This is a genomic window from Streptomyces sp. NPDC107500 (genome assembly GCF_055582785.1).
Map to the genome: position 1 here is coordinate 135,901 of NZ_JBVJPF010000009.1, position 25,424 is coordinate 161,324.

23 protein-coding genes are annotated in these 25,424 nt (G+C 71.1%); 3 read left to right on the forward strand and 20 right to left on the reverse strand.

The window, feature by feature from the left end:
* Positions 1-2 precede the first annotated feature (2 nt).
* From rpsD to ACZ67M_RS32550, 5 genes are all read right to left on the reverse strand, one after another.
* A complete protein-coding gene (gene rpsD, locus ACZ67M_RS32530) occupies positions 3-617 on the reverse strand; it encodes a 30S ribosomal protein S4 (protein ID WP_007447552.1) in 615 nt (204 codons plus the stop codon).
* A 296-nt stretch (positions 618-913) separates the two neighbouring features.
* Positions 914-2,269, reverse strand: coding sequence for a replication-associated recombination protein A (locus ACZ67M_RS32535; RefSeq protein ID WP_450734349.1), 1,356 nt, complete (start codon positions 2,267-2,269; stop codon positions 914-916).
* A 76-nt stretch (positions 2,270-2,345) separates the two neighbouring features.
* Positions 2,346-3,008, reverse strand: coding sequence for a vitamin K epoxide reductase family protein (locus ACZ67M_RS32540; RefSeq protein ID WP_307010547.1), 663 nt, complete (start codon positions 3,006-3,008; stop codon positions 2,346-2,348).
* 201 nt (positions 3,009-3,209) lie between these two features.
* A complete protein-coding gene (gene hisS, locus ACZ67M_RS32545; protein WP_467321044.1) occupies positions 3,210-4,472 on the reverse strand; it encodes a histidine--tRNA ligase in 1,263 nt (420 codons plus the stop codon).
* 13 nt (positions 4,473-4,485) lie between these two features.
* The gene (locus tag ACZ67M_RS32550; protein ID WP_392104081.1) at positions 4,486-5,193 is read right to left on the reverse strand and encodes an MBL fold metallo-hydrolase; all 708 of its coding nucleotides are present in this window, start codon (positions 5,191-5,193) and stop codon (positions 4,486-4,488) included.
* 183 nt (positions 5,194-5,376) lie between these two features.
* On the opposite strand from ACZ67M_RS32550, the gene ACZ67M_RS32555 reads away from it, so the two are divergent.
* Positions 5,377-6,201: a peptidylprolyl isomerase gene (locus tag ACZ67M_RS32555; RefSeq protein ID WP_392014286.1), complete on the forward strand. Its 825-nt coding sequence runs from the start codon at positions 5,377-5,379 to the stop codon at positions 6,199-6,201.
* Positions 6,202-6,336: 135 nt separating this feature from the next.
* On the forward strand, positions 6,337-7,566 hold the full coding sequence (locus ACZ67M_RS32560) for a DUF349 domain-containing protein (RefSeq protein ID WP_361360874.1): 1,230 nt from the start codon (positions 6,337-6,339) through the stop codon (positions 7,564-7,566).
* Between the two features lie 90 nt (positions 7,567-7,656).
* Here the strand turns inward: ACZ67M_RS32560 and relA are convergent, their stop codons facing one another.
* From relA to pgsA, 15 genes are all read right to left on the reverse strand, one after another.
* On the reverse strand, positions 7,657-10,200 hold the full coding sequence (relA, locus tag ACZ67M_RS32565; protein ID WP_125490927.1) for a GTP pyrophosphokinase: 2,544 nt from the start codon (positions 10,198-10,200) through the stop codon (positions 7,657-7,659).
* Between the two features lie 172 nt (positions 10,201-10,372).
* Complete coding sequence (locus tag ACZ67M_RS32570) at positions 10,373-10,921, reverse strand: adenine phosphoribosyltransferase (protein WP_361360870.1); 549 nt, start codon at positions 10,919-10,921, stop codon at positions 10,373-10,375.
* Positions 10,918-12,039, reverse strand: coding sequence for a protein translocase subunit SecF (secF, locus tag ACZ67M_RS32575; protein WP_467321041.1), 1,122 nt, complete (start codon positions 12,037-12,039; stop codon positions 10,918-10,920). The genes ACZ67M_RS32570 and secF overlap by 4 nt, the downstream gene beginning before the upstream one ends.
* A 1-nt stretch (position 12,040) precedes the next feature.
* Positions 12,041-13,831: a protein translocase subunit SecD gene (gene secD / locus ACZ67M_RS32580; RefSeq protein WP_469853840.1), complete on the reverse strand. Its 1,791-nt coding sequence runs from the start codon at positions 13,829-13,831 to the stop codon at positions 12,041-12,043.
* A 143-nt stretch (positions 13,832-13,974) separates the two neighbouring features.
* On the reverse strand, positions 13,975-14,481 hold the full coding sequence (gene yajC / locus ACZ67M_RS32585) for a preprotein translocase subunit YajC (RefSeq protein ID WP_361360864.1): 507 nt from the start codon (positions 14,479-14,481) through the stop codon (positions 13,975-13,977).
* Between the two features lie 175 nt (positions 14,482-14,656).
* Entirely contained in the window at positions 14,657-15,754 is a 1,098-nt protein-coding gene (gene ruvB / locus ACZ67M_RS32590; protein ID WP_392014276.1) for a Holliday junction branch migration DNA helicase RuvB, read from the reverse strand.
* A 31-nt stretch (positions 15,755-15,785) separates the two neighbouring features.
* On the reverse strand, positions 15,786-16,391 hold the full coding sequence (gene ruvA / locus ACZ67M_RS32595) for a Holliday junction branch migration protein RuvA (protein WP_361360860.1): 606 nt from the start codon (positions 16,389-16,391) through the stop codon (positions 15,786-15,788).
* Positions 16,388-16,963, reverse strand: a complete 576-nt coding sequence (gene ruvC, locus ACZ67M_RS32600) for a crossover junction endodeoxyribonuclease RuvC (protein ID WP_361360858.1) — start codon at positions 16,961-16,963, stop codon at positions 16,388-16,390. Before ruvC ends, ruvA begins: the two co-directional genes overlap by 4 nt.
* Before the next feature lie 108 nt (positions 16,964-17,071).
* Positions 17,072-17,824, reverse strand: coding sequence for a YebC/PmpR family DNA-binding transcriptional regulator (locus tag ACZ67M_RS32605; protein WP_361360856.1), 753 nt, complete (start codon positions 17,822-17,824; stop codon positions 17,072-17,074).
* 79 nt (positions 17,825-17,903) lie between these two features.
* Positions 17,904-18,512, reverse strand: coding sequence for a pyridoxal 5'-phosphate synthase glutaminase subunit PdxT (pdxT, locus tag ACZ67M_RS32610; RefSeq protein WP_122617210.1), 609 nt, complete (start codon positions 18,510-18,512; stop codon positions 17,904-17,906).
* A gap of 13 nt (positions 18,513-18,525) precedes the next feature.
* Positions 18,526-19,437, reverse strand: a complete 912-nt coding sequence (gene pdxS, locus ACZ67M_RS32615; RefSeq protein ID WP_064726933.1) for a pyridoxal 5'-phosphate synthase lyase subunit PdxS — start codon at positions 19,435-19,437, stop codon at positions 18,526-18,528.
* Between the two features lie 136 nt (positions 19,438-19,573).
* Positions 19,574-20,116, reverse strand: a complete 543-nt coding sequence (locus ACZ67M_RS32620) for a hypothetical protein (RefSeq protein WP_125490920.1) — start codon at positions 20,114-20,116, stop codon at positions 19,574-19,576.
* Between the two features lie 31 nt (positions 20,117-20,147).
* On the reverse strand, positions 20,148-21,311 hold the full coding sequence (locus tag ACZ67M_RS32625) for a glycosyltransferase family 4 protein (RefSeq protein WP_469853841.1): 1,164 nt from the start codon (positions 21,309-21,311) through the stop codon (positions 20,148-20,150).
* Complete coding sequence (locus ACZ67M_RS32630; RefSeq protein ID WP_469853842.1) at positions 21,308-22,240, reverse strand: phosphatidylinositol mannoside acyltransferase; 933 nt, start codon at positions 22,238-22,240, stop codon at positions 21,308-21,310. Before ACZ67M_RS32630 ends, ACZ67M_RS32625 begins: the two co-directional genes overlap by 4 nt.
* The gene (gene pgsA, locus ACZ67M_RS32635) at positions 22,237-22,905 is read right to left on the reverse strand and encodes a phosphatidylinositol phosphate synthase (RefSeq protein ID WP_125490917.1); all 669 of its coding nucleotides are present in this window, start codon (positions 22,903-22,905) and stop codon (positions 22,237-22,239) included. Before pgsA ends, ACZ67M_RS32630 begins: the two co-directional genes overlap by 4 nt.
* Before the next feature lie 262 nt (positions 22,906-23,167).
* On the opposite strand from pgsA, the gene ACZ67M_RS32640 reads away from it, so the two are divergent.
* A complete protein-coding gene (locus tag ACZ67M_RS32640; protein WP_385797028.1) occupies positions 23,168-25,369 on the forward strand; it encodes an elongation factor G-like protein EF-G2 in 2,202 nt (733 codons plus the stop codon).
* The last annotated feature ends 55 nt before the right edge of the window (positions 25,370-25,424 follow it).

Consider the following 25,424-nt stretch of genomic DNA (forward strand, 5'->3'; position numbering starts at 1 on the left):
GATCAGCGGGCGTAGTACTCGACGACGAGCTGCTCGTCGCAGATCACCGGGATCTCCTTGCGGTTCGGCTCGCGGTCCAGGCGGAACGCCAGGGCCTTGAGGTTCACCTGGAGGTAGCGCGGGGTCTCGCCGTCGGGGGCGAAGCCACCCTCGCGGGCGATGGTGAAGAGCGTCTTCTCCTTGGAGCGGTCGCGCACCTGCACGACGTCGTCCGGGCGGACGCGGAAGGACGGCTTGTCGACCTTCTGGCCGTTGACCTGGATGTGGCCGTGGACGACCATCTGGCGGGCCTGGTAGATCGTGCGGGCGATGCCCGAACGCAGGACCAGCGCGTCGAGACGGCGCTCGAGCTCGATGACCAGGGCCTCGCCGGTCTTCATGTTGGTCTTGGAGGCACGCTCGTAGGCGCGGACGAGCTGGCGCTCGCTGAGGTCGTACTGCGCGCGCAGACGCTGCTTCTCGAGCAGACGGACCTTGTAGTCCGAGTTCTGCTTGCGGCCGCGGCCGTGCTCACCCGGCGGGTAGGGGCGGGCCTCGAAGTACTTGACGGCCTTCGGGGTCAGCGCGATGCCGAGGGCACGCGACTTCTTGACCTTGGGGCGGGACTGGTTCGCCACTGTCTGTGTCTCTTTCCTGGTTTTCCGGCTTGTCAGGGTTGAGGGAGGTCGCAATCCGCAGCCGGGGAAACCCGTCGGGTCCCTCGCGGGACCTGTCGGGCAGCCGCTCCCTGGTCTGGGCACATACGTGCAGCACGCGAGTGGCCCACCGGCCGCTCCCGGGACTCCGGGTGGTGGTGGGCTGCCCGCGACACCTATCGACGGTGCGCGACGCTCCTGGAACCCAGAAGGGTTCCGGCTGGTTGTCCCGTTCTGACGGCACGGGACTCAGCGCTTCGGGTGATTCTACAGGCTGCTCAGGACCGCTTGCGACCGAGGTGTCCTCGGGTCCACTCCACGGCGTCCGCGTAGCGGGCCTCGGCACCGTGCCGGGTGGGCTCGTAGTAGGTCCGGTCCTTCAGCTCGTCCGGGGCGTACTGCTGGGCGGCGATGCCCTCCGGCAGGTCGTGCGGATACACGTACCCCTGCCCGTGGCCGAGCTTGCCCGCGCCCTTGTAGTGGCTGTCCCGCAGGTGCGCGGGGACCGGTCCGGCGTGCCCCTTGCGTACGTCGTCCAGGGCGGCGCCGATGGCGGTGGTCGCGGCGTTGGACTTGGGGGCGAGGGCCAGGGCGATGGTGGCGTGGCTCAGGGTGAGGGCGGCCTCCGGGAAGCCGATCATGGCGACGGCCTGGGCGGCGGCGACGGCGACCGGCAGTGCGTTCGGGTCGGCCAGGCCGATGTCCTCGCTGGCGGAGATCATCAGGCGCCGGGCGATGAAGCGGGGGTCCTCGCCGGCCTCGATCATCCGGGCCAGGTAGTGCAGCGCGGCGTCCACGTCGGAGCCGCGGATGGACTTGATCAGGGCGCTGGCGACGTCGTAGTGCTGGTCGCCGTCGCGGTCGTACTTCACCGCGGCCCGGTCGACCGTCTCCTCCAGGGTGGTCAGGGCGACCTCGGACTCGCCCTTGTCGAGCGCGGCCCCGGCGGCAGCCTCCAGGGCGGTCAGGGCCCGGCGGGCGTCGCCGCCCGCGATGCGCAGGAGGTGCTCCTCGGTGTCCTCGGGCAGCCCCACCGCCTCCTTGAGGCCGCGCTCGTCGGTCAGCGCGCGGCGGATCAGGCCCCGCACGTCGTCGTCGGTGAGGGGCTCCAGGGTGAGCAGCAGGGAGCGGGAGAGCAGCGGGGAGATCACCGAGAAGTACGGGTTCTCGGTGGTGGCGGCGATCAGGGTGACCCAGCGGTTCTCGACGGCCGGGAGCAGGGAGTCCTGCTGGGCCTTGCTGAAGCGGTGGATCTCGTCGAGGAAGAGGACGGTCTCCTTGCCGTACCCGCCGACCGCGCGGCGGGCGCCGTCGATGACCGCGCGGACCTCCTTGACGCCCGCGGTGATCGCGGACAGCTCCACGAAGCGCTTGTTGGTGGCCTTGGAGACGACGTACGCCAGGGTGGTCTTGCCGGTGCCCGGCGGGCCCCAGAGGATGACGGAGGAGGGGCCGGCGGGGCCGGAGCCGCCCTCGCCGACCAGGCGGCGCAAGGGGGATCCGGGCTTGAGCAGGTGCTGCTGGCCGACGACCTCGTCGAGGGTGCGCGGACGCATCCGCACGGCGAGGGGGCTGCCGGTCGGGTCCTTCTCCTGGCGTTCTTCGGCTGCGGCGGTGAACAGGTCGGGCTCCACGCCCTGAACCCTACCGGGGGTCTGGGGGTCGCCCCCCAGAGAGCCCAGCACGGCGCTGACAACGCGCCGGGGCAGGTCAGCTGGTCCAGAAGTCCCACCAGCGCGTCAGGATCATCATGCCGATGATGCCGACGTGCAGCACCGGGAGGACCCAGGTGAACTCGCCGAAGAAGCCGCGCAGCCAGCTCGGCGCGGGCAGGAAGCCCTTGCGGACGTTGAAGGACGTCACGTACCAGAACATCAGGATCGTGGCGACCCAGGCGAGGCAGCACCACAGGCACAGCGCGTTGATCCGGTACAGGGACTGGAACTGCAGCCAGGTGCAGAAGCCCACGCCGAAGAGCGTGCCGGCGTTGAAGGTGAGCCAGTACCAGCGCGGGAAGCGGGCGCGGGCGAGCAGGCTCACGCCGACGGCGACGACGATGCCGTAGGTCACCAGGCCCAGCATCGGGTTGGGGAAGCCGAAGACGGCCGCCTGGTCGCTCTCCATGACGCTGCCGCAGGAGACGACGGGGTTGAGGCTGCACCCGGGGGTGAAGGTCGTGCCGGCGACCTTGGCCTCGAGCAGCTTGAACTTGTCGAGCGTGATGACCCACGCGGCGAGCAGTCCGGCCGCGCCGGTGATCACCAGCAGCAGCGCGAAGGCGCGGCTGCCGCCCTCGGTGCGCGGTGTTCCGGATGCGGGTTCCGGCGCGGGCTCCGCCACGGTGGAGACGTCCTTCACTGTCGTCTTGCTCATCACGCCGATTCCGTCACTGGTGAGTCGGACCTGCTTCGGGCAGGGCCATTGTGCCGCACCACCCTGTAGGGGCACTGTTCGATGAACATATGAACGGTCCGGCGATCACCCCGGAGCGGCCCGTTCCGGCCAACACCCGTTCCCTAGGGGCACGCGCGGACGAACACGCGCGCCCCTGGGGGGACCGGACGTACCGGCGCGCTAGCCGAGCCTGGACTCCAGCTCGGCCACGATCTCGTTGACGCCGATCGCGGTCTGCTCGCCGGACTCCATGTCCTTGAGCTGGACGACGCCGTCGGCCAGGTCGCGCTCGCCGAGGACGAGGGCGTAGCGGGCGCCCGAGCGGTTGGCCGCCTTCATCGCGGCCTTGAGGCCCTTGCCGCCGTAGGAGAAGTCGGCGGCCACGCCGTTCTTGCGCAGCTCGGTGACCTTGGCGAAGAGGATCCGGCGGGCCTCCTCGCCGAGCGGCACCGCGTAGACGGAGGTGGCGGACGGGATGTCCAGTTCGATGCCCTCCGCCTCCAGGGCGAGGACGGTGCGGTCGACGCCGAGGGCCCAGCCCACGGACGGCAGGGACGGGCCGCCGATCATCTCGGAGAGTCCGTCGTACCGTCCGCCGCCGCCCACCGCGGACTGGGAGCCGAGGCCGTCGTGGACGAACTCGAACGTGGTGCGCGTGTAGTAGTCCAGGCCGCGCACCAGCTTCGGGTCGTCCTCGAAGACGACGCCCGCCGCCGTGATCAGGTCGCGCACCTCCTCGTGGTACGCCTTGCAGGCGTCGCACAGGTAGTCGCGCAGCAGCGGGGCGTCGGTGAGCTGCTTCTGGACGTCGGGGCGCTTGTCGTCCAGCACGCGCAGCGGGTTGATCTCGGCCCGGCGCAGGGTGTCCTCGTCCAGGTCGAGGCCGCGCAGGAAGTCCTGGAGCGCTGACCGGTAGACGGGGCGGCACTCCTGGTCGCCCAGGCTGTTGAGCAGGATGCGGAAGTTCCGCAGGCCCAGCGCGCGGTACGACTGGTCGGCCAGGATGATCAGCTCGGCGTCCAGGGCCGGGTCCTCGGCACCGATCGCCTCGGCGCCGACCTGGGAGAAGTGGCGGTAACGGCCCTTCTGGGGGCGCTCGTAGCGGTACTGCGAGCCCGAGTACCAGACCTTGACCGGGAGGTTGCCCGCCTTGTGCAGGTTGGCCTCCAGGACCGCGCGCAGCACGGGGGCGGTCGTCTCCGGGCGCAGGGCGAGCCGGTCGCCGCCCTTGGTCTCGAAGACGTACATCTCCTTGGTCACGATGTCGGTGGACTCGCCGACACCGCGCGCGAACAGCTCGACGTTCTCGAAGCCGGGCGTCTCGATGTAGCCGTAGCCGGAGTTGCGCAGCGGGGCCGCGATCGCCTCGCGGACCGCCAGGAACTTCGCGGATTCGGGGGGCAGCAGGTCGTACGTGCCCTTGGGGGCCTTGAAGGTGCTCACGGGAGGTATCTCGTCACATTCCTCGTCGGGGCGCGCCGGGCGCGCTGTGGCCGGCCGCCACCTGCCGCAGATACGGGTTGGTGGCGCGCTCCTGGCCGATGGTCGTGTAGTCGTTGTGACCGGGCAGCACCACGGTGGCGTCGTCGAGCGGCAGGACCACGCGGGCCAGCGACTCGAGCATGTCGTCCATGGAGCCACCGGGGAAGTCGGTGCGTCCGATGGAGCCGGCGAACAGCAGGTCTCCCGAGAACATGACCGGCGGGATGTCCGCCGACTCGGGCAGGCCGAAGGTCACCGACCCCTTCGTATGGCCCGGCGCGTGCGCGACGGTCAGCTCCAGGCCCGCCAGTTCCAGCCTGGCGCCGTCGGTCAGCTCCTTGACGTCGTCCGGCTCCCCGACCGTCAGCTCGCCCATGAGCGGCATGCCGATGGTGCGGCCGATGCCCTTCTCGGGGTCGCTCATCATGTACCGGTCCTCGGGGTGGATCCAGGCGGGCACGTCGTGCGCGCCGCACACCGGGACGACCGAGGCGACGTGGTCGATGTGGCCGTGGGTGAGGACGACGGCGACTGGCTTGAGCCGATGCTTCTTGATCGCTTCCTCGACTCCGGGGGCCGCCTGATGGCCCGGGTCGATGATCACGCACTCCTCACCGGCGGCGGGGGCGACGAGATAACAGTTCGTCCCCCAGGCCCCGGCGGGGAACCCGGCAATGAGCACGATCGTCCTTCGTTTGTGTCGGTACGGGTGGGCTTGCGAACGGGCCGCGCCCATGGTCAGAGCCTACCGGCGGTGCCGTTTCCCCAGCGAACCCATATACGGTACGGGGCTACACGCCCACGGTCGGCTCATCGCACCCACGCGTACCGGTCGGCACACGAAGACGCATGAGGAGAGAAACCGGTGGTCAGCCAGGAGCAGCGGCGGCGTCAGCTCGCCCGGGAGAAGTTCTTGCGGCAGCAGCAGCGACGTACCTCCGCGCGGCGCAAGGCGCGCACCCGCAACGCGGCGATCGCGTCGGTGCTCGGCGTGATTCTGATCGGCAGCGTCGCGCTGTACACGACCGGAGTGGTCCTCAAGGACGACGACGACAAGACGAACGCCAACGCGGAGGTCACGCCGAGCCCTTCGGCGAGCAAGAAGGCCGAGGACCCGTGCGACAAGCCCGCCGAGGGCAAGGTCAAGACGCAGACCTGGAAGAAGGAACCTGCGATGACCATCGACAAGTCGGCGAAGTACGCGATGAAACTGTCGACGACCTGCGGTGACATAGGGATCGACCTGAAGACGTCGGCGGCGCCGCACACCGTCAACTCGTTCAACTTCCTTGCGGCCAAGGGGTTCTTCGACCACACACCGTGCCACCGGCTCACCACCAACGGGATCTTCGTGCTCCAGTGCGGCGACCCGACGGGGCAGGGCAACGGCGGTCCGGGCTACAACATCCCGGACGAGAACCTGAAGGACAAGAGCCTGAAGAAGAACACGTACCCGGCGGGCACGATCGCGATGGCGAACACCGGGCAGCCGAACTCCGGCGGCAGCCAGTTCTTCCTCGTGTACCAGGACAGCCCGCTGCCGCCCAGCTACACGCCGTTCGGCACGATCTCCGAGGACGGCATGACCGTGCTCAAGAAGATCGCGGCGGCCGGCGAGAGCACCGGCGCGGGTGACGGAGCGCCCAACGCGACGGTCGTGATCGACAAGGCCACCGTCTCGAAATCCTGACCCTCATCAGCGAAAGTTCGGTCGCGCGGGATGCGGACAGGCCACCCGCCGGTCGCCTATCTTGGCCGTGACGAAACTGTGGACGATGCCCGGGGGAAGCGAATCCCTCCGTCGGCATCATGTGGAGGAGGCGCTGTGAGCAGCGACCCGTGGGGCCGCGTCGACGAGACGGGCACCGTGTACGTGCGTACGGCCGACGGCGAGCAGGTCGTCGGATCCTGGCAGGCGGGCTCCCCCGAGGAGGCGCTGGCCTATTTCGAACGCAAGTACGAAGGCCTGGTTGTCGAGATCGGCCTCCTCGAAAAGCGGGTGAAGACCACCGACCTGTCGGCGAAGGACGCCCAGACCGCCGTCGACCACCTGCGCGAGCAGGTGGACGCGCACCACGCGGTCGGCGACCTGGACGCGCTGCGGGCCCGGCTGGACAAGCTCGTCGGCCTCGTGGAGACACGGCGCGAGGAGCGCAAGGCCCAGCGGGCCAAGCAGTCCGACGAGGCGCGCGGCGCCAAGGAGGCGCTGGTCGTCGAGGCGGAGGAGCTGGCGCGCTCCGACCAGTGGCGGGTGGCCGGTGAACGGCTGCGCGCCCTGGTGGACACCTGGAAGGGCCTGCCGCGCCTGGACCGCAAGTCCGACGACGAGCTGTGGCACCGCTTCTCGCACGCGCGCTCGGCGTTCTCCAAGCGCCGCAAGCAGCACTTCGCGCAGCTCGACGCGCAGCGCGAGGAGGCCCGGCAGACCAAGGAACGGCTGGTCTCCGAGGCCGAGGCGCTGTCGAACTCCACGGACTGGGGGCCGACGGCCGCGCGCTACCGCGACCTCATGTCCGAGTGGAAGGCCGCCGGCCGCGCCCAGCGCGAGCACGAGGACGACCTGTGGAACCGCTTCCGCGGCGCCCAGGACGTGTTCTTCGCCGCCCGCGGCTCGGTCTTCGCCGAGCGGGACGCCGAGCAGGCGGAGAACCTGAAGCTCAAGGAGGAGCTGGTCGAGGAGGCCGAGAAGCTCCTCCCGGTCAAGGACCTGAAGTCGGCCCGGGCCGCGTTCCGCTCGGTCAACGAGCGCTGGGAGGCCATCGGCCACGTCCCGCGCGACGCCCGCCCGAAGGTCGAGGGGCGGATGCACGCGGTCGAGCGGGCGCTCCAGGATGCCGAGGAGACCGAGTGGCGCCGGACCAACCCGGAGGCACGCGCGCGTGCCGAGGGGCTGACCGGACAGCTTCAGGCCGCCGTCGACAAGCTGCGCTCCCAGATCGACCAGGCGCGTGCCCAGGGCAACAACGCCAAGGCCGACAAGCTGGAGCGCGAGCTGGAGGGCCGGCAGGCGCTGCTGGACCAGGCTCTGAAGGGCCTGCACGAGTTCGGCGGCTGACACCCGCGCAGACGAGAGGGGCTCCCGTACGGTGCGTACGGGAGCCCCTCTCGCATGTGTCGTACGGGTCCTGGGGGCCCGTGCGGGCCGCTAGGACGGCCTGCGCGCCGACGTCACCCTGTACACGTCGTAGACGCCCTCCACGCCGCGTACGGCCTTCAGGACGTGCCCGAGGTGCTTCGGGTCGCCCATCTCGAAGGTGAAGCGGGAGGTGGCCACCCGGTCGCGGGAGGTCTGGACGGCCGCGGAGAGGATGTTGACGTGCTGGTCGGACAGCACGCGTGTGACGTCCGACAGCAGCCGGGAGCGGTCCAGGGCCTCGACCTGGATGGCGACCAGGAAGACGGAGGACTGGGTGGGCGCCCACTCGACCTCGAGGATGCGCTCGGGCTCGCGGGAGAGCGAGTCCACGTTCACACAGTCGCTGCGGTGGACCGAGACGCCGCTGCCCCGGGTGACGAAGCCGATGATGGGGTCGCCGGGGACGGGCGTACAGCAGCGGGCCAGTTTGACCCACACGTCCTCGACGCCCTTGACGACGACGCCCGGGTCGGCGCTGGTCCGGCGCTTGCGGCCGCGACCGTGGGCCGGCGGGATCGACTCGTCGATCTCCTCGGTCGCGGCTTCCTCGCCGCCGAGCGCCTGGACGAGCTTCTGCACGATGTTCTGCGCGGAGACGTGGCCCTCGCCGATCGCCGCGTACAGCGCGGAGATGTCCGAGTAGCGCATCTCGTGGGCGAGGGTGACCAGGGAGTCGCCGGTCAGGATGCGCTGGATCGGCAGGTTCTGCTTGCGCATGGCGCGGACGATGGCGTCCTTGCCCTGCTCGATCGCCTCGTCGCGCCGCTCCTTGGAGAACCAGGCGCGGATCTTGTTGCGGGCGCGCGGCGACTTCACGAAGCCGAGCCAGTCCCGGGAGGGGCCCGCGCCGGCCGCCTTGGAGGTGAAGACCTCCACCAGGTCGCCGTTGTCCAGGGTGGACTCCAGCGGGACGAGCCGGCCGTTGACCCGTGCCCCTATGGTGCGGTGGCCGACCTCGGTGTGGACGGCGTAGGCGAAGTCGACGGGGGTGGCGCTCGCCGGGAGCGCTATGACGTCGCCCTTGGGGGTGAAGACGAAGACCTCGTTGCGGGAGAGGTCGAAGCGCAGGGACTCCAGGAACTCGCCCGGGTCCTCGGTCTCCTTCTGCCAGTCGAGGAGCTGGCGCAGCCACGCCATGTCGTTGAGGTGGTCGTCCTTGCCCTTGCCGGACGACTTGGGCGCGTCGCTGCGCACCTTGGAGGCGCCTGCGACGGCCTCCTGCTTGTACTTCCAGTGCGCGGCGATGCCGTACTCCGCGCGGCGGTGCATGTCGAAGGTGCGGATCTGCAGCTCGACGGGCTTGCCGCCGGGCCCGATGACCGTCGTGTGCAGCGACTGGTACATGTTGAACTTGGGCATCGCGATGTAGTCCTTGAACCGCCCCGGAACCGGGTTCCAGCGGGCGTGGACCGTGCCCAGCGCCGCGTAGCAGTCGCGGACGGTGTCCACCAGGACGCGGATGCCCACCAGGTCGTAGATCTCCGCGAAGTCACGGCCGCGGACGATCATCTTCTGGTAGACGCTGTAGTAGTGCTTGGGGCGGCCGGTGACGGTCGCCTTGATGCGGGCCGCGCGCAGGTCCTGCTGGACCTCGTCGGTGACGACGGCGAGGTACTCGTCGCGCTTGGGGGCGCGCTCGGCGACCAGGCGGACGATCTCGTCGTACATCTTGGGGTAGAGGATCGCGAAGGCGAGGTCCTCCAGCTCCCACTTGATGGTGTTCATGCCCAGCCGGTGGGCGAGCGGCGCGTAGATCTCCAGGGTCTCGCGCGCCTTCTTCTCCTGCTTCTCGCGCTTGAGGTAGCGCATGGTGCGCATGTTGTGCAGGCGGTCGGCGAGCTTGATGACCAGGACGCGCGGGTCCTTGGCCATGGCGACGACCATCTTGCGCACGGTCTCGGCCTGGGCGGCCTCGCCGAACTTGACCTTGTCCAGCTTGGTGACGCCGTCGACGAGCAGGGTGACCACGTCGCCGAAGTCGCGGCGCAGGTCCTCCAGGCCGTACTCGGTGTCCTCGACGGTGTCGTGCAGCAGCCCGGCCATCAGCGTGGCCGGGTCCATGCCCAGCTCGGCGAGGATGGTGGTGACGGCGAGCGGGTGCGTGATGTACGGGTCGCCGCTCTTGCGCTTCTGCCCCCGGTGCCAGCGTTCGGCGACCTGGTAGGCCCGCTCGATCTGGCGCAGGGTGGCCGTCTCGATCTTGGGGTCGTTGCCGCGCACTATCCGCAGCAGGGGCTCCAGGACCGGGTTGTACGGGTTGGCGCGCTGGACGCCGAGCCGGGCCAGGCGGGCGCGGACGCGGTTGGAGGAGCCGGAGCGGGCGGGCTGGCCCGCGGGGGCGCGTACCACCGGCGCGTTCTGCGGGCGCTCGGGCGGCAGCGGCTTGGGGTGCGGCTGCTGCTCGGCGGGCTTGTCGACCGGCCCGGACGAGGCGTGCCTGATCGGCCCACGCGTGTCGTTCTTCGCCTGGGGCGCGCTGGGCGCGGGCTTCGCCGCGGACGCCGAGGCGGACTCGGGCTTTGCGGCGGTCAGTGGCTGGGCCTCGTCTGGCAAGAGGACTCCTCGTGCGCGATCCGGGTCCCCCGGTCAGGCTCCGGAGATCCCATGGTAGCGATCCTGCCCCCGGGGATCGCCTTCAGGCCAATGTGAGGGCCGTCAACTCGGGAAACGCCTGAGGCGGGCACCGGATTCCTCCGGGCCCGCCTCAGGTGCGCGGTGTGCGCGGTCAGACGGTGAGCAGCGCCTTCAGCGGCGCCCCCGCCAGGGCCGCCTCCAGGCGGGCCCGGCCGCCGAGAAAGCCCAGCTCCATCAGGACGGCGAGGCCGGCGACCTGGGCGCCGGCCCGGCGGATCAGCTCCAGGGAGGCCTCGGCGGTGCCGCCGGTGGCGAGGACGTCGTCGACGACCAGCACGCGGTCGCCCGCGTCCAGGTCCTCGGCGTGCACCTCGATCTCGGCGGAGCCGTACTCCAGGTCGTACGCCTGGCCGAGGGTGGCTCCGGGGAGCTTGCCCGCCTTGCGTACGGGGATGAAGCCGAGGCCCGCCCGCAGGGCCACCGGGGCGCCCAGGATGAAGCCCCGGGCCTCCAGGCCGACGACCTTGGTGGCGCCGGTCTCCCGGGCGACCTCGGCGAGCGCGTCGGTCAGGGCCGTGAAGGCCGCGGGGTCGGCCAGGAGTGGGGTGATGTCCTTGAACACCACACCCGGCTCCGGGTAGTCGGCCACGTCCCGGATGCGGCTGAGCAGCAGCTCCGTGACGTCGGTCGTGCCGGTCATCGGCGCTTCCCCGAGGGACGGCCGCGGCCCCGGCCGCGGGTGGCGGGCTGGTTGCGGGGGCCCACGACCGCGGCGGCCGCGTCTTCGGGTTCCTCGTCCGCGTAGGACTCCCCGTCGTCCTCGGACTGCGCCGGCTCGCCCTTGGCCGCGGCCTGGGCGCGCTTGGCCAGGACCCGCTTCTTGAGGGCCTTCATCTGCGGCTCGGCCTCCTTGAGGTCGGCGACGAGCGGCGTGGCGATGAAGATCGACGAGTAGGCGCCCGCGGCGAGACCGACGAACAGCGACAGCGAGATGTCGTTGAGCATGCCGGCGCCGAGCACACCGCCGCCGATGAACAGCAGACCGCCCACCGGCAGCAGCGCGACCACCGTGGTGTTGATGGAGCGGACCAGGGTGCTGTTGATCGAGCGGTTGGCGATCTCGCCGTAGGTCCAGCGGGTCTGCTTGGTGATGTCCCTCGTCTGTTCCTTGAGACTGTCGAAGACGACGACGGTGTCGTAGAGCGAGTAACCGAGAATGGTCAGCAGACCGATCACCGTGCCCGGTGTGACCTCGAAGCCGACGAGGGCGTAGATCCCGACGGTGATGGTGATGTCGTGGATCAGTGCGACGAACGCGGCGAGGGCCATGCGCCACTCGAAGGCGATCGCCAGATAGATCACCACCAGGACCATGAAGATCCCGAGGCCCTGCCAGGCCTTGTTCGCGATCTGGTCACCCCAGCTGGGGCCGACCAGGTCGGCGTTGATCTTCTCCGCGGGGACGTCCAGGTCCTTGGAGAGCTGCTGCTTGATCTGGTCCGACGCCCCGGTGTCGGTGCCCGCGATCTGGATGCGGAGGCTGCCGTCGCCCAGCTTCTGGACGATCGCGTCGTGCCCGGAGGCGTCCTCCGCGTAGGTCTCCGCCTGGGAGACCGAGGCGCTCATGTTCTTCGGGGTGGTGAAGACCGCGCCGCCCTGGAACTCGATGCCCATGTGCAGGCCGCGCACCGCCAGGCCGACGATGGCCGTGATGGTGATGAGGATCGAGATGCCGTACCAGAGCTTGCGGTTCTTGACGAAGTCGTAGCCGACCTCGCCGTGGTGCAGTCGGGCGCCGAGGTTGCCGAGCTTTCCCATCTCACGCCTCCTTCGGGTCGACGGGGCCGGCGGGACGGGACGTACGGCGGGTGCGGCGCAGCGGCGGCTTGGCGCCCAGGCTCTTCGGGTCGAGGCCGGACCACTTGTGACCGCTCGCGAAGAACTTGCGGCGGGCCATCAGCGTGAGCAGCGGCTTGGTGAAGAGGAACACCACGACCACGTCGAGCAGGGTGGTCAGACCCAGCGTGAACGCGAAGCCCTGCACCTTGCCGACGGTGACGATGAAGAGCACCGCGGCGGCGAGGAACGACACGAAGTCGGAGACCAGGATGGTGCGCCGGGCGCGCGGCCAGGCCCGCTCGACGGCCGGACGCAGGGTGCGGCCCTCCCGGATCTCGTCGCGGACGCGTTCGAAGTACACGATGAACGAGTCCGCCGTGATGCCGATGGCGACGATGGCCCCACAGACGGCGGGCAGGTTCAGCGCGAAGCCGATGGTCGGGCCGAGCAGCGACATGATCACGTACGTCAGACCCGCGGAGACCAGCAGCGAGGTGACGGCGATGAAGGACAGCCCGCGGTAGTAGACCAGCAGGTAGAGGACGACCAGCGCGAGGCCGATGGCGCCCGCGATCAGGCCCGCCTTGAGCTGCTCACCGCCGAGCGCGGCGGTGACGGTGGTGACGCTGTCCTCCTTGAAGGTCAGCGGCAGGGCGCCGTAGGACAGCATGTTGGCGAGGCCCTGGGCCTCGTCCTGGTCGAAGTTGCCGGAGATCTCCGCGCTGCCGCCGGTGAGCGCCTGGCTGACGTACGGGTCGGAGACGACCTCGTTGTCCAGGACGATGGCGAACTGGTTCTGCGGGGACTGGTTCTTCGCCAGCTGGCCGGTGATGTCGGCGAACTTCTTGCCGCCCTTGTCCGTGAACTTCATGGTCACGGTCCAGCCGGCGCCGGTCTGGGTGTTGAGGACGGCCTCGGACTTGTCGATGTCGGTGCCGTCGACCGACGCGGGGCCGAGGACGTACTTCTGCCACTGGCCCTGCGAGTTCTGGCCGCAGGCCACCATCGAGTCGCCGGGCTTGGAGCCGTCACCGGCCTTGGCGCGGTCGGCCGCCTTCGTGCAGTCCAGCGCCGCGTACTGCTGCTGGAGCTTGGCGTCGCCGGCGGCGCTGCCGCTCGGGGACGGGGAGGCGCCGTCGGAGGCCTTGGCGGACGGGCTCGGGTCGGCCTTCAGGGCGTCGGAGGCGGCACGGCCCTGGCCGGTGGCGCTCGCGGAGGCGGAGTCGGAGGGCGTGGAGCTCGCGCCGCCCTCGTCGGTCGCCTTGTCCTGTCCGTCGGTGGCCTTGTCGGTGGCCTTGTCGCTCGCCTTGTCCGAGGGGTCGCCGGTGGCGCTCGGGGACGGGCTGCCGGTCGCGTTGGCACCGGAGAGCTCCGTGGCTACGACCGGGCGGAAGTACAGCTTGGCGGTGGTGCCGACCTGCTGGCGGGCTTCCTCGGAGTTCGTCCCCTTGGGGATGTTGACGATGATGTTCCGGTCACCCTGGGTCTGGACCTCGGACTCGGAGACACCCAGACCATTGACACGGCGCTCCATGATGTCGACCGCGGTGTCCATGTTGGTCTTGTTGATCGCGGACTCCTGGCCCGCTTCCGGGACCGCCCGGAGTGTGATGCTGGTGCCGCCGGCCAGGTCGATACCGAGACGCGGAGTCGTGTGTCCGGTGGCGAACATGCCTCCGGTGAGCGCCACGATGGCGATCAGAATCAGGGCCAGCGAGCGCCCGGGCTTACTCGGAGCGCTCGCATTCTTTCCCTTTTTAGGTGCTACCACCTTTGCGTACTCCCTCTCGGGCCGCTTCGCGCCGGGGAGGCGTCACCCGCGGCCATCACATGGTGTCCGGATCCGTGCGAGCCACGCGTCACACGGGGTGCGAGGGGACGTCCAGGACGTCCCCTCGCACCCCGGGGCACGGCTTACTTCGCCTCGGAACCGCCGTCGGACTTCTTCGCCTGCTCGTCGGCCTTCGCCTCGGCGGGCGCGGCGTCGGCCGTCCGCTCGCCGGCCGGCTCGTCGTCCGCGTCCTTCTTGCCGAGGTCGACGGGCTGGTCGTCGGAGGCGGCGTCGCTGGCGGCGTCGGACTCGGTGAGGGAGGAGGCGTCGTCCGGGACGACGTCGGCGTCCGACTTCAGGTCGTGCTCGATGCCGTGGACGATGCGGTTGTACTCGTCGTCGGTCAGGACGGCACCGATGCTGTTCTTGGCGAAGAGCAGGTCGACACCCGGACCGGCGTCGAGGAGGACGGTGTCGTCGTTGACCTCCTTGACCGTGGCGTACATGCCCCCGATGGTGCGGACACCGGATCCGGGCTGCATCTCGTTCCGCATGTTGGCGGCCTGCTGCTGCTTCTTCTTCGCCGACCGGGTCATCAGGAACATGGCCCCGATGAGCACGATGAACGGGAGGAGGGTCACGAGACTCACGGGTCGGTACTTCCTTCACACGACCGCGATGGTGAGCGGCCTGATGGTTGGGGGTGTGTACGCCGCCGACAAGGGCGGCATCGGCGGAGTCTAAGCGAGTCCGCGCGCATGGAACAACGCTCAGCATGGCACTGGGGTTCCTGCTCGGGCGAATGTCCTCGTCGTGACGGGGACGTCACGTCCCGAACAAGTCCTGTTGTCCGTTTCCGGTGGTCTGCGCACCGGGCGGGGTGAGCCCCAGATGCGCCCAGGCCGCCGGCGTCGCGACCCGCCCGCGTGGGGTGCGGGCGAGGAGACCTTCCCTCACGAGAAAGGGTTCGGCGACCTCTTCCACTGTCTCACGCTCCTCCCCCACGGCGACGGCGAGCGTGGACAGGCCCACCGGACCGCCGCCGAACAGCTTGAGCAGGGCCTCCAGGACACCGCGGTCGAGCCGGTCCAGGCCCCGCTCGTCGACCTCGTAGACCGCCAGGGCGGCCGAAGCGATCTCGCGGGTGATCAGGCCGTCGGCCCTGACCTGCGCGTAGTCGCGCACCCGGCGCAGCAGGCGGTTGGCGATCCGGGGGGTGCCGCGGGAGCGGCCGGCGATCTCGGCGGCGCCCGCCGGATCGATCTCCACGTCGAGCAGGCCGGCCGAGCGGTGGATCACGCGTTCCAGTTCGCCCGGTCCGTAGAACTCCATGTGGGCGGTGAAGCCGAAGCGGTCGCGCAGTGGCGGCGGCAGCAGTCCCGCGCGTGTGGTGGCGCCGACCAGGGTGAAGGGGGGCAGCTCCAGGGGGATGGCGGTGGCGCCGGGCCCCTTGCCGACGATCACGTCGACGCGGAAGTCCTCCATCGCCATGTAGAGCATCTCCTCGGCCGGCCGCGACATGCGGTGGATCTCGTCGAGGAAGAGGACCTCGCCCTCCTGTAGCGAGGAGAGGATCGCGGCGAGGTCGCCGGCGTGCTGGATGGCGGGGCCGGAGGTGATGCGGATGGGGGCGCCCATCTCGGCCGCGATGATCATCGAGAGGGTGGTCTTGCCGAGGCCGGGGGCGCCGGAGAGGAGCACGTGGTCCGCGGTGGCGCCGCGCGCGCGTGCGGCCCGCAGCACGAGGTCGAGCTGGACGCGGACCTTCTCCTGGCCGATGAACTCGCCCAGGTCCTTGGGGCGCAGGGCGGCCTCCACCGCCTGGTCCTCGCCGTCGGCGACGGAGCCCACCAGCCGCTCCTCGGCGGAGCCGACGAGTCCTTCGGGGGCGTCGGACGGGTCGGTCGGGTCGTCCCAGTTCATGTGGTGTGCCTCGGGGGTCGGTGGTGGCGGTTCAGCGGGCGCGGTTCAGGGTCTGGAGGGCCGCCTTCAGCAGTTGCCCCACCTGGGGCGTGCCCCCGGCGGCCTCGGCCTGCGGGGCCACGGCGGACACGGCCTCGTCGGCCTCGCGGGTCGCGTAGCCGAGCCCGATCAGGGCGGCGTGCAGCTGGTCGCGCCAGCCGGTGGTGACCGGGGCGCCGACGGCGGGGGCGCCGACGGGCTCGCCGAGTCGGTCCCTCAGCTCCAGGAGCAGCTTCTGCGCGCCCTTCTTGCCGATGCCGGGGACGGCGGTGAGCGCCTTCTCGTCGCCGGTGGAGACGGCTCTGCGCAGGGCGTCGGGGCTGTGCACGGCGAGCATCGCCTGGGCCAGGCGGGGGCCGACGCCGCTGGCCGTCTGGAGCAGCTCGAAGACCTGGCGCTCGTCGTCGTCGGCGAAGCCGTACAGCGTGAGCGAGTCCTCGCGGACGACGAGGGAGGTGGCGAGTTTGGCGGGCTTGCCGAGACGGAGGGTGGAGAGGGTGTTCGGCGTGCACTGGACGGCCATGCCGACGCCGCCGACCTCCACCACCGCGGCGTCCGGGGCGAGGGCGGCGACGGTGCCGCTGACGAAGGCGATCATGCCGTGGTGCCTTTCGACGGGTGAGGGGTGTGCGGGCTCCGGGGGCCGGCCGGGCCCCGGGAGGTGTGCAGGGCGACGGCCTGCTGGAGCCGGTTCTGCGCGGGGGCGCGCCAGATGTGGCAGATGGCGAGCGCGAGGGCGTCGGCGGCGTCGGCGGGCTTCGGGGGCGCGGAGAGCCGTAGCAGCCGGGTGACCATGGCGCCGACCTGTGCCTTGTCCGCCCGGCCGCTGCCGGTGACGGCGGCCTTGACCTCGCTGGGGGTGTGCAGGGCGACGGGGATGCCGCGGCGGGAGGCGCAGAGGATCGCGACGGCGCTGGCCTGGGCGGTGCCCATGACGGTGCGTACGTTGTGCTGGCTGAAGACGCGCTCCACGGCGACGCGGTCCGGCCGGTGCTCGTCCAGCCACTGCTCGATGCCCTGCTCGACGGCGACCAGCCGGTGGCCCAGCTCGTCGTCCGCGCGGGTGCGGACGACGCCGACGCCGATCATGGTGAGCGGCCGGCCCGCGACTCCCTCCACGACGCCGACCCCGCAGCGGGTCAGCCCCGGGTCCACCCCCAGGACGCGCATGCCCGCCCCCCTCTCCTCGATCACCTGTTTGTGCAGGCTATCGGGTGCCACCGACAAAGCGACGGGCCGACGGGGTGTGTCCCCGTCGGCCCGCTGAGCTGGGGCGCGTTACGCGTCGACCTTCTCCATGACCTCGTCGCTCACGTCGAAGTTGGCGAAGACGTTCTGCACGTCGTCGCTGTCCTCCAGGGCGTCGATGAGCCGGAAGATCTTCCGGGCGCCGTCCTCGTCCAGCTCCACCTGCATGGTGGGGACGAAGTTGGCGTCGGCGGACTCGTAGTCGATGCCGGCGTCCTGGAGGGCGGTGCGGACCGCGACCAGGTCGGTGGCCTCGCTGAGCACCTCGAAGGACTCGCCGAGGTCGTTGACCTCCTCGGCGCCCGCCTCCAGGACGGCGGCGAGGACGTCGTCCTCAGCCAGTTCGCCCTTGGGGACGATCACGACGCCCTTGCGGTTGAACAGGTACGACACGGAGCCCGGGTCGGCCATGGAGCCGCCGTTGCGGGTCATGGCGACGCGGACGTCGGAGGCGGCGCGGTTGCGGTTGTCGGTGAGGCACTCGATGAGCACCGCGACGCCGTTCGGCCCGTAGCCCTCGTACATGATCGTCTCGTAGTCGGCGCCGCCGGCCTCCAGGCCGCCGCCGCGCTTGACCGCGGAGTCGATGTTCTTGTTGGGCACCGACTGCTTCTTCGCCTTCTGGATGGCGTCGTACAGGGTCGGGTTGCCCTCGATGTCGACGCCGCCCATGCGGGCCGCGACCTCGATGTTCTTGATGAGCTTCGCGAAGAGCTTGCCGCGCTTGGCGTCGATCACGGCCTTCTTGTGCTTCGTCGTAGCCCATTTAGAGTGGCCGGACATCTGCCTGTCTCCTTCGCGTAACCCGTCTTTGTACGAACTCCCCCAGCGCTTGAGGAGCCTGGGAGGTACCCGGGGAATCCTACAAGGACTCCGCCTCCCGGTTTGCGCGCACCATGTCGGCGAAGAGGCGGTGCACACGGTGGTCGCCGGTCAGCTCCGGGTGGAAGGACGTCGCCAGCGCGTTGCCCTGGCGGACGGCGACGATGTGGCCCTCGTGCTCGGCGAGCACCTCGGCCGTGGCGCCGACGGACTCCACCCAGGGGGCGCGGATGAAGACGCCCTCCACGGGGTCGCCCGGGACGCCCTTGAGGTCGACGGCCGCCTCGAAGGACTCGTTCTGGCGGCCGAAGGCGTTGCGGCGCACGATCATGTCGATGCCGCCGACCGTCTCCTGCCCGGAGCGCGGGTCGAGGATCTTGTCGGCCAGCATGATCATTCCGGCGCAGGTGCCGTAGACGGGCAGACCGTCCCGCACGCGCGCGCGGAGGGGCTCCATCACTCCGAAGAGGACGGCCAGCTTCGAGATGGTGGTGGACTCGCCGCCCGGGATGACCAGGCCGTCCACCTCGGCGAGCTCCTCGGGGCGTCTGACCGGCCTGGCCACGGCGTCGGCCGCGGCCAGGGCCACGAGGTGCTCCCGTACGTCGCCCTGGAGGGCCAGGACGCCGATGACGGGGGTGTCGTTCATGTGATCGGGTGCCTTACCAGCCGCGGTTGGCGTAGCGCTCGGTCTCGGGGAGGGTGTCGCAGTTGATGCCGACCATGGCCTCGCCGAGGTTGCGGGACGCGTCCGCGATGATCTTCGGGTCGTCGTAGAAGGTGGTCGCCTTCACGATGGCGGCGGCGCGCTTGGCCGGGTCGCCGGACTTGAAGATGCCGGAGCCGACGAAGACGCCCTCGGCGCCGAGCTGGCGCATCAGCGCGGCGTCGGCCGGGGTGGCGACGCCGCCCGCGGAGAAGAGCACCACGGGGAGGCGGCCCAGCTCGGAGACCTCCTTGACCAGCTCGTACGGGGCGCGCAGGTCCTTGGCGGCGGCGTACAGCTCGTTGTTGTCGAAGCCGCGCAGACGGGCGATCTCGTTCTTGATCTGGCGCAGGTGGCGGACGGCCTCGACGACGTTGCCGGTGCCGGCCTCGCCCTTGGAGCGGATCATCGCGGCGCCCTCGGCGATGCGGCGCAGGGCCTCGCCGAGGTTGGTGGCGCCGCAGACGAACGGGGTGGTGAAGGCGAACTTGTCGCTGTGGTTGACCTCGTCGGCCGGGGTGAGGACCTCGGACTCGTCGATGTAGTCGACGCCGAGGGACTGGAGGACCTGGGCCTCGACGAAGTGGCCGATGCGGGACTTCGCCATCACGGGGATGGAGACCGCGCCGATGATGCCCTCGATCATGTCCGGGTCGGACATCCGGGCCACGCCGCCGTCCTTGCGGATGTCGGCCGGGACCCGCTCCAGGGCCATGACCGCGACGGCGCCCGCGTCCTCGGCGATCTTCGCCTGCTCCGGCGTGACGACGTCCATGATCACGCCGCCCTTGAGCTGCTCGGCCATGCCGCGCTTCACGCGCGCGGTGCCGGTCTCGGGGGCCTGGTTTTCGGAGAGCGTGCTGGACACGGGTACCTCGCTGAGGGGAAGGGGGTTTGTGCAGCAACGAGGAAACGCGAGGGGGCCAGGCCACAGCAAGGGCCAATGGGAAGCCGGTGGATCGTTTTGACACGGGCGGCCACGGAGGCGGGCCGGCGGCGACGGCTCAGGCGGCCCGGTCCACCAGGGCCGCCGGCGGCTCGTCGTCCATCTCGAAGGCGAGCGGGAAGGGGGCGTGGCCCGCGAGGCGGAACCAGCGGACCTTGCGGTGCTCACGCAGCCGGCGGGCCGCGCCCACCGCGTCGTTGTGGAAGCGCCGCGCCATCGGTACCCGCCGTACGGCCTCGGCCAGCTCGTGGGCCGCCTCCTCTCCCCCGGGTGCCTCGCGCAACGCGTCGACCTGCGGCGGATCGGCGAAGACGGCCCGCAGGGCCTGGCTCAGCTCGCTCTCGGCCACCTCCCGCAGCTCCTCCTCGGCCTGCCGGGCGGCGTGGGTGGCCTCGTACAGCACCATGGAGGCGGCCGGGTCGAGCACGCCCGAGGTGGCGAGTTCCTGGGCGACGGAGGCTCTGCGCAGCAACTGCGCGTCGAGGGCGGCGCGGGCGGCGTCGATCCGGGCGTGCAGCCGGTCCAGCCGTCCGGCCGTCCAGCTGAGATAGAGGCCGACGGCGACGAGGACGACCAGGATCCAGATCAGGGTTGCGGTCACGGGCCGCAACCCTATCTGTGAGGCCGGCCGGTCAGTCCCGGGCCAGCCCGAAGCGCGCCCTGAGCCCGGTCGCCCGGTCGTCGGCCGCCACGGCCGCGGCGCCCGCCGTCACCGTCTCGTAGACGGAGAGGATGTCCGCGCCGACCGTGGACCAGTCGAAGCGCCGTACGTGGGCGCTGCCCCGCTCCCGCAGCTCGGCGCGGCGCTCCGGGTCGGCGAGCAGCCGCACCGCGGCGTCGGCCAGCGCGTCGGCGTCCTCGTTGGGGAACAGCTCGCCCGCGGCTCCCCGGTCGAGGACCTGGGCGAAGGCGTCCAGGTCGGAGGCGAGGACGGGGGCGCCGGCCGACATGGCCTCGACGAGGATGATGCCGAAGCTCTCGCCGCCGGTGTTGGGCGCCACGTACAGGTCGACGCTGCGCAGGAAGCGGGCCTTGTCCTCGTCGCTGACCATGCCGAGGAACTCCACCCGGGAGCGCAGTTCCTTCGGCAGGCTCTCGACGGCCTCCTCCTCGTCGCCGCGCCCGGCGACCAGCAGCCGGGTCTGCGGACGGGCGGCGAGGATCTTCGGCAGGGCCCGCATCAGCACCGGCAGCCCCTTGCGGGGTTCGTCGATGCGCCCCATGAAGCCGATCGTCTCCCCCTGCCACTCGGACTTGGGCTCGGCGCGGGCGAAGAAGTCGACGTCGACGCCGTTGGGGATGACGACCGCGTCCCCGCCGAGGTGCTCGACGAGGGTGCGGCGGGCGTACTCGCTCACCGCGATCCGGGCGCTGATCTTCTCCAGGGCGGCCTGGAGGATGGAGTACGCGGCGATCATCGCGCGGGAGCGCGGGTTGGACGTGTGGAAGGTGGCCACGATCGGGCCCTGCGCCGCCCAGCAGGTGAGCAGGCCCAGCGAGGGCGAGGTCGGTTCGTGGATGTGGATGACGTCGAAGGCGCCGTCGTGCAGCCAGCGCCGCACCCGGGCGGCCGAGAGGAAGCCGAAGTTCAGCCGGGCCACCGAGCCGTTGTACGGCACCGGCACGGCGCGCCCGGCGGAGACGACGTACGGGGGCAGGGGCGTGTCGTCGTCCGCGGGGGCGAGGACGGACACCTCGTGGCCCAGGCGGACGAAGTACTCGGCGAGGTCCCGGATGTGGAACTGGACGCCGCCGGGCACGTCCCAGGAGTACGGGCAGACGATGCCGATCCTCACGAGTCGCCCCGTCTGTCGGCCGCCGCGGGCGCCTTGGCGGGATCGAGGTCCTTCAGCCACAGGCGCTGAAGCATGTGCCAGTCCTCCGGGTGGTCGGCGATCCCCGTGGCGAAGGCGTCGGCCAGCGCCTGTGTCATGGCAGACGTCTTCTCGGCCCGGGTGCCTGACTCCGGGACCGCGACCGGCGGGTGCACCCGGCCGCGCATGACCGGTGAGTCGTCGTACCAGAGGGTCACCGGCAGCAGCCGCGCGCCGGTCTGCTGGGCGAGCAGGGCGGGTCCGGCCGGCATGCGGGCCGTCTCGCCGAAGAAGTCGACCTCCACGCCGGAGGCGGACAGGTCGCGGTCGGCGACCAGGCAGACCAGGCCGCCGTCGCGCAGCCGCCTGGCCAGGGTGCCGAACGCCGTGCCGCCGCTGTGCGGGAGCACCTCCATGCCGAGGGACTCGCGGTAGGCGACGAACCGGTCGTACAGGGTCTCCGGCTTGAGCCGCTCGGCGACCGTGGTGAAGGGGATGCCCAGTTTCGTGGTGACCCAGGCGCCCGCGAGGTCCCAGTTGGCCAGGTGCGGCAGGGCGAGTATCACGCCCTGTCCGGCGTCCATGCCGTCGGTGAGGTGGTGCAGGTCCTCGGGGGTGAAGCCGGTCTCGATCCGTTCGCGGCTCCATGCCGGTAGCCGGAAGGACTCCATCCAGTAGCGCAGGTACGAGCGCATGCCCGCGCGCGAGAGGGCGGCCAGGCGTTCCGGGCTCGCGCCCGGCACCACGCGCGCGTAGTTGCCCTCCAGGCGCCGCACGCCCGCGCCGCGCTGCTTCCAGGCCAGGTCCGCGACGGTGCGCCCGAGCCGTACGGCGGCCGGTTCGGGCAGCTTCTTGACGGTGCTCCAGCCGGCGCCGTACAGGGCGTCGGTCAGCCGGTCGCGTGCGCTCACTTGGCCGCCTCGGTGCCCTGGCTCTCCTGCGCGGCGGCGTCGGCCTCGGCGGCCTCCCGGCGGACCGTGACGACCCGCTGGACGAGCGTGACGAGGCTGCCGACGGCGACGATCCACAGGGCGATCGGCAGGAGGTACTGGATGCCCGGGACACCGAACTTGTGCAGGCCCGCGAATCCGGCCGCGACCAGGGAGACGACGAGCCGCTCGGCCCGCTCGACCAGGCCGTTGACGGCGACCGGCAGGCCGATCGACTCGCCGCGCGCCTTGGTGTAGGACACCACCTGGCCGCTGGCCAGGCAGAAGATCGACACCGCACACAGGATGTTGTCGTCGCCGGCGCCCGCGTACCAGAGGGCGAACCCGCCGAAGATCGCGCCGTCGGCGACCCGGTCCAGGGTGGAGTCCAGGAACGCGCCCCAGCGGCTGGAGCGGCCGAGCTGGCGGGCCATGTTGCCGTCGACGAGGTCCGAGAAGACGAAGAGCGTGATCACCACCGTGCCCCAGAAGAACTCACCCATGGGGTAGAAGACCAGCGCACCGGCGACCACACCGGCGGTGCCGAGGAGCGTGACCGTGTCCGGGCTGACGCCCCGGCGGATGAGAAACGCGGCGAACGGTGTGAGGACACGCGTGAAGAATGCACGCGCGTACTTGTTCAGCATGGCCTTCCCGACGGTCGGTGTGGCCGCGGCCCCTGCTGGCCACCGGCTGGCCCATCGTAGTCACGCGCGCGCGTGGGCGGGGGCCGGGCACCCGGACCCCGCGTCCCGGCGGCCGGTGGGCGGTGGGATCGGGTCCTTCGTATGGACGCGGCGTGAAGGGAGTGGAAAGCTCGAAGGACCGCGGGCGTCGCCGGAGCCGCCAGTGCACGCGGTCCCGCGTGTCCGCGCCCACAGGGACCTCACCGTGCACGGGAGGCAGGACATGGGCGACAAGGCACACCACACCCATCCCGGAGCCGCCGGAAGGGCAACGGCGGCCGACCATCCCGCATCCGTACGGAATGTGGTGCTGGTCGGCCACTCCGGATCGGGCAAGACGACTTTGGTGGAGGCTCTCGCGCTGACCGCGGGAGCGGTGAACCGGGCGGGCCGCGTGGAGGACGGCGGCTGCGTCTCGGACTACGACGAGATGGAGCACCGGCAGCAGCGCTCCGTACAGCTCTCCCTGGTGCCGGTCGAATGGGACGGCATCAAGATCAATCTCTTGGACACTCCCGGGTACGCCGACTTCGTCGGTGAGCTGAGGGCCGGTCTGCGCGCGGCGGACGCGGCCCTCTTCGTCGTCTCGGCCTCCGACGGGGTGGACGGCTCGACCCGCATGGTGTGGGAGGAGTGCGCCGCCGTCGGCATGCCGCGCGCCATCGTGATCACGCACCTGGAGGCGGCCCGCGCGGACTTCGAGGAGATGACGCGGATCTGCGCGGAGGCCTTCGGCGGGGACGATCCGGACGCGGTGCTGCCGCTGTACCTGCCGCTGCGGGGAACCCCGGCGCCCGACGGGCACGCGCCCGTGACCGGGCTCATCGGCCTGCTGTCGCGGAAACTGTTCGACTACGCGTCGGGCGAGCGCGTGGCGTCCGAGCCGGGCGAGGCGGAGCTGCCGGTGATCGACGAGGCCCGCTCCATGCTGATCGAGGGGATCATCTCGGAGAGCGAGGACGAGACCCTCATGGAGCGCTATCTCGGCGGTGAGCAGGTCGACGTCAAGACGCTCATCGAGGACCTGGAGCGGGCCGTCGCGCGCGGCGTGTTCTTCCCGGTGCTGGCCGCGGCTCCCGCGGCGGAGGGCGCCCGGCAGGGACTGGGCACGGTCGAGCTGCTGGACCTGGTCACCCGTGGCTTTCCGACGCCGCTGGAGCGGGCGGCACCCCGGGTGACCACACCCGAGGGCGCCGGGCGCGAGCTGCGGATGTGCGATCCCGGGGAGTCGCTGGTCGCGGAGGTCGTCAAGACCTCGTCCGACCCGTACGTCGGCCGGATCTCGATGGTCCGGGTGTTCTCCGGCACCCTGCGCGCCGACCAGACGGTGCACGTCTCCGGGCACGGGCTGGCCGACCGCGGCCACGAGGACCACGACGTCGACGAGCGGATCGGCGCCCTGTCGACGCCGTTCGGCAAGCAGCAGCGGCCGGTCTCGCACGTGATCGCGGGCGACCTGGCGTGCGTGGCCAAGCTGAGCCGCGCGGAGACCGGGGACACGCTCTCGGCCAAGGAGGACCCGCTGCTGATGGCTCCCTGGGAGATGCCCGATCCGCTGCTGCCGCTCGCCATCCAGGCGCACAGCAAGCCCGACGAGGACAAGCTGTCCCAGGGGCTGGCGCGGCTGGTCGCCGAGGACCCGACGATGCGCCTGGAGCACAACCAGGACACGCACCAGGTGGTCCTGTGGTGCCTGGGCGAGGCGCACGCCGACGTGGCCCTGGAGCGGCTGCGCAGCCGCTACGGCGTCCAGGTGGACGTCGTACCCCACCGGGTGTCCCTGCGGGAGACGTTCGGGGACCGTGCGGGCGGGCGCGGGCGGCACGTGAAGCAGTCCGGCGGGCACGGGCAGTACGCCATCTGCGAGATCGAGGTGGAGCCCCTGCCGAACGGCTCGGGCGTCGAGTTCGTGGACAAGGTGGTCGGCGGCGCCGTGCCCCGGCAGTTCATCCCGTCCGTCGAGAAGGGCGTGCGCGCGCAGGCCGCCAAGGGCGTCGCGGCGGGCCATCCGCTGATCGACGTGCGGGTCACGCTGCTGGACGGCAAGGCGCACTCGGTGGACTCCTCCGACGCCGCCTTCCAGACGGCCGGCGCGCTGGCGCTGCGGGAGGCCGCGGCGCAGGCCCGGATCCATCTGCTGGAGCCGGTGGCCGAGGTGAGCGTCCTGGTCGGCGACGACTACGTGGGCGCGGTGATGAGCGACCTGTCGGGGCGGCGCGGCAAGGTGCTCGGCACCGAGCAGACGAGCGGGGGCCGGACCCTGATCCGGGCCGAGGTGCCCGAGATCGAGATCGGCCGCTACGCGGTCGACCTGCGCTCCCTCTCGCACGGCACCGCGCGCTTCGACCGCCGCTACGCGCGCCACGAACCGATGCCGCAGCAGGTCGCCGACCGCCTGCCCGAGGAGGTGCGCGCGGCGTCGTAGCGGCGCCCGGCCGCCCGGCGCGGGAACGCCCGCGCCGGCGGCGCTCCACCCCGCG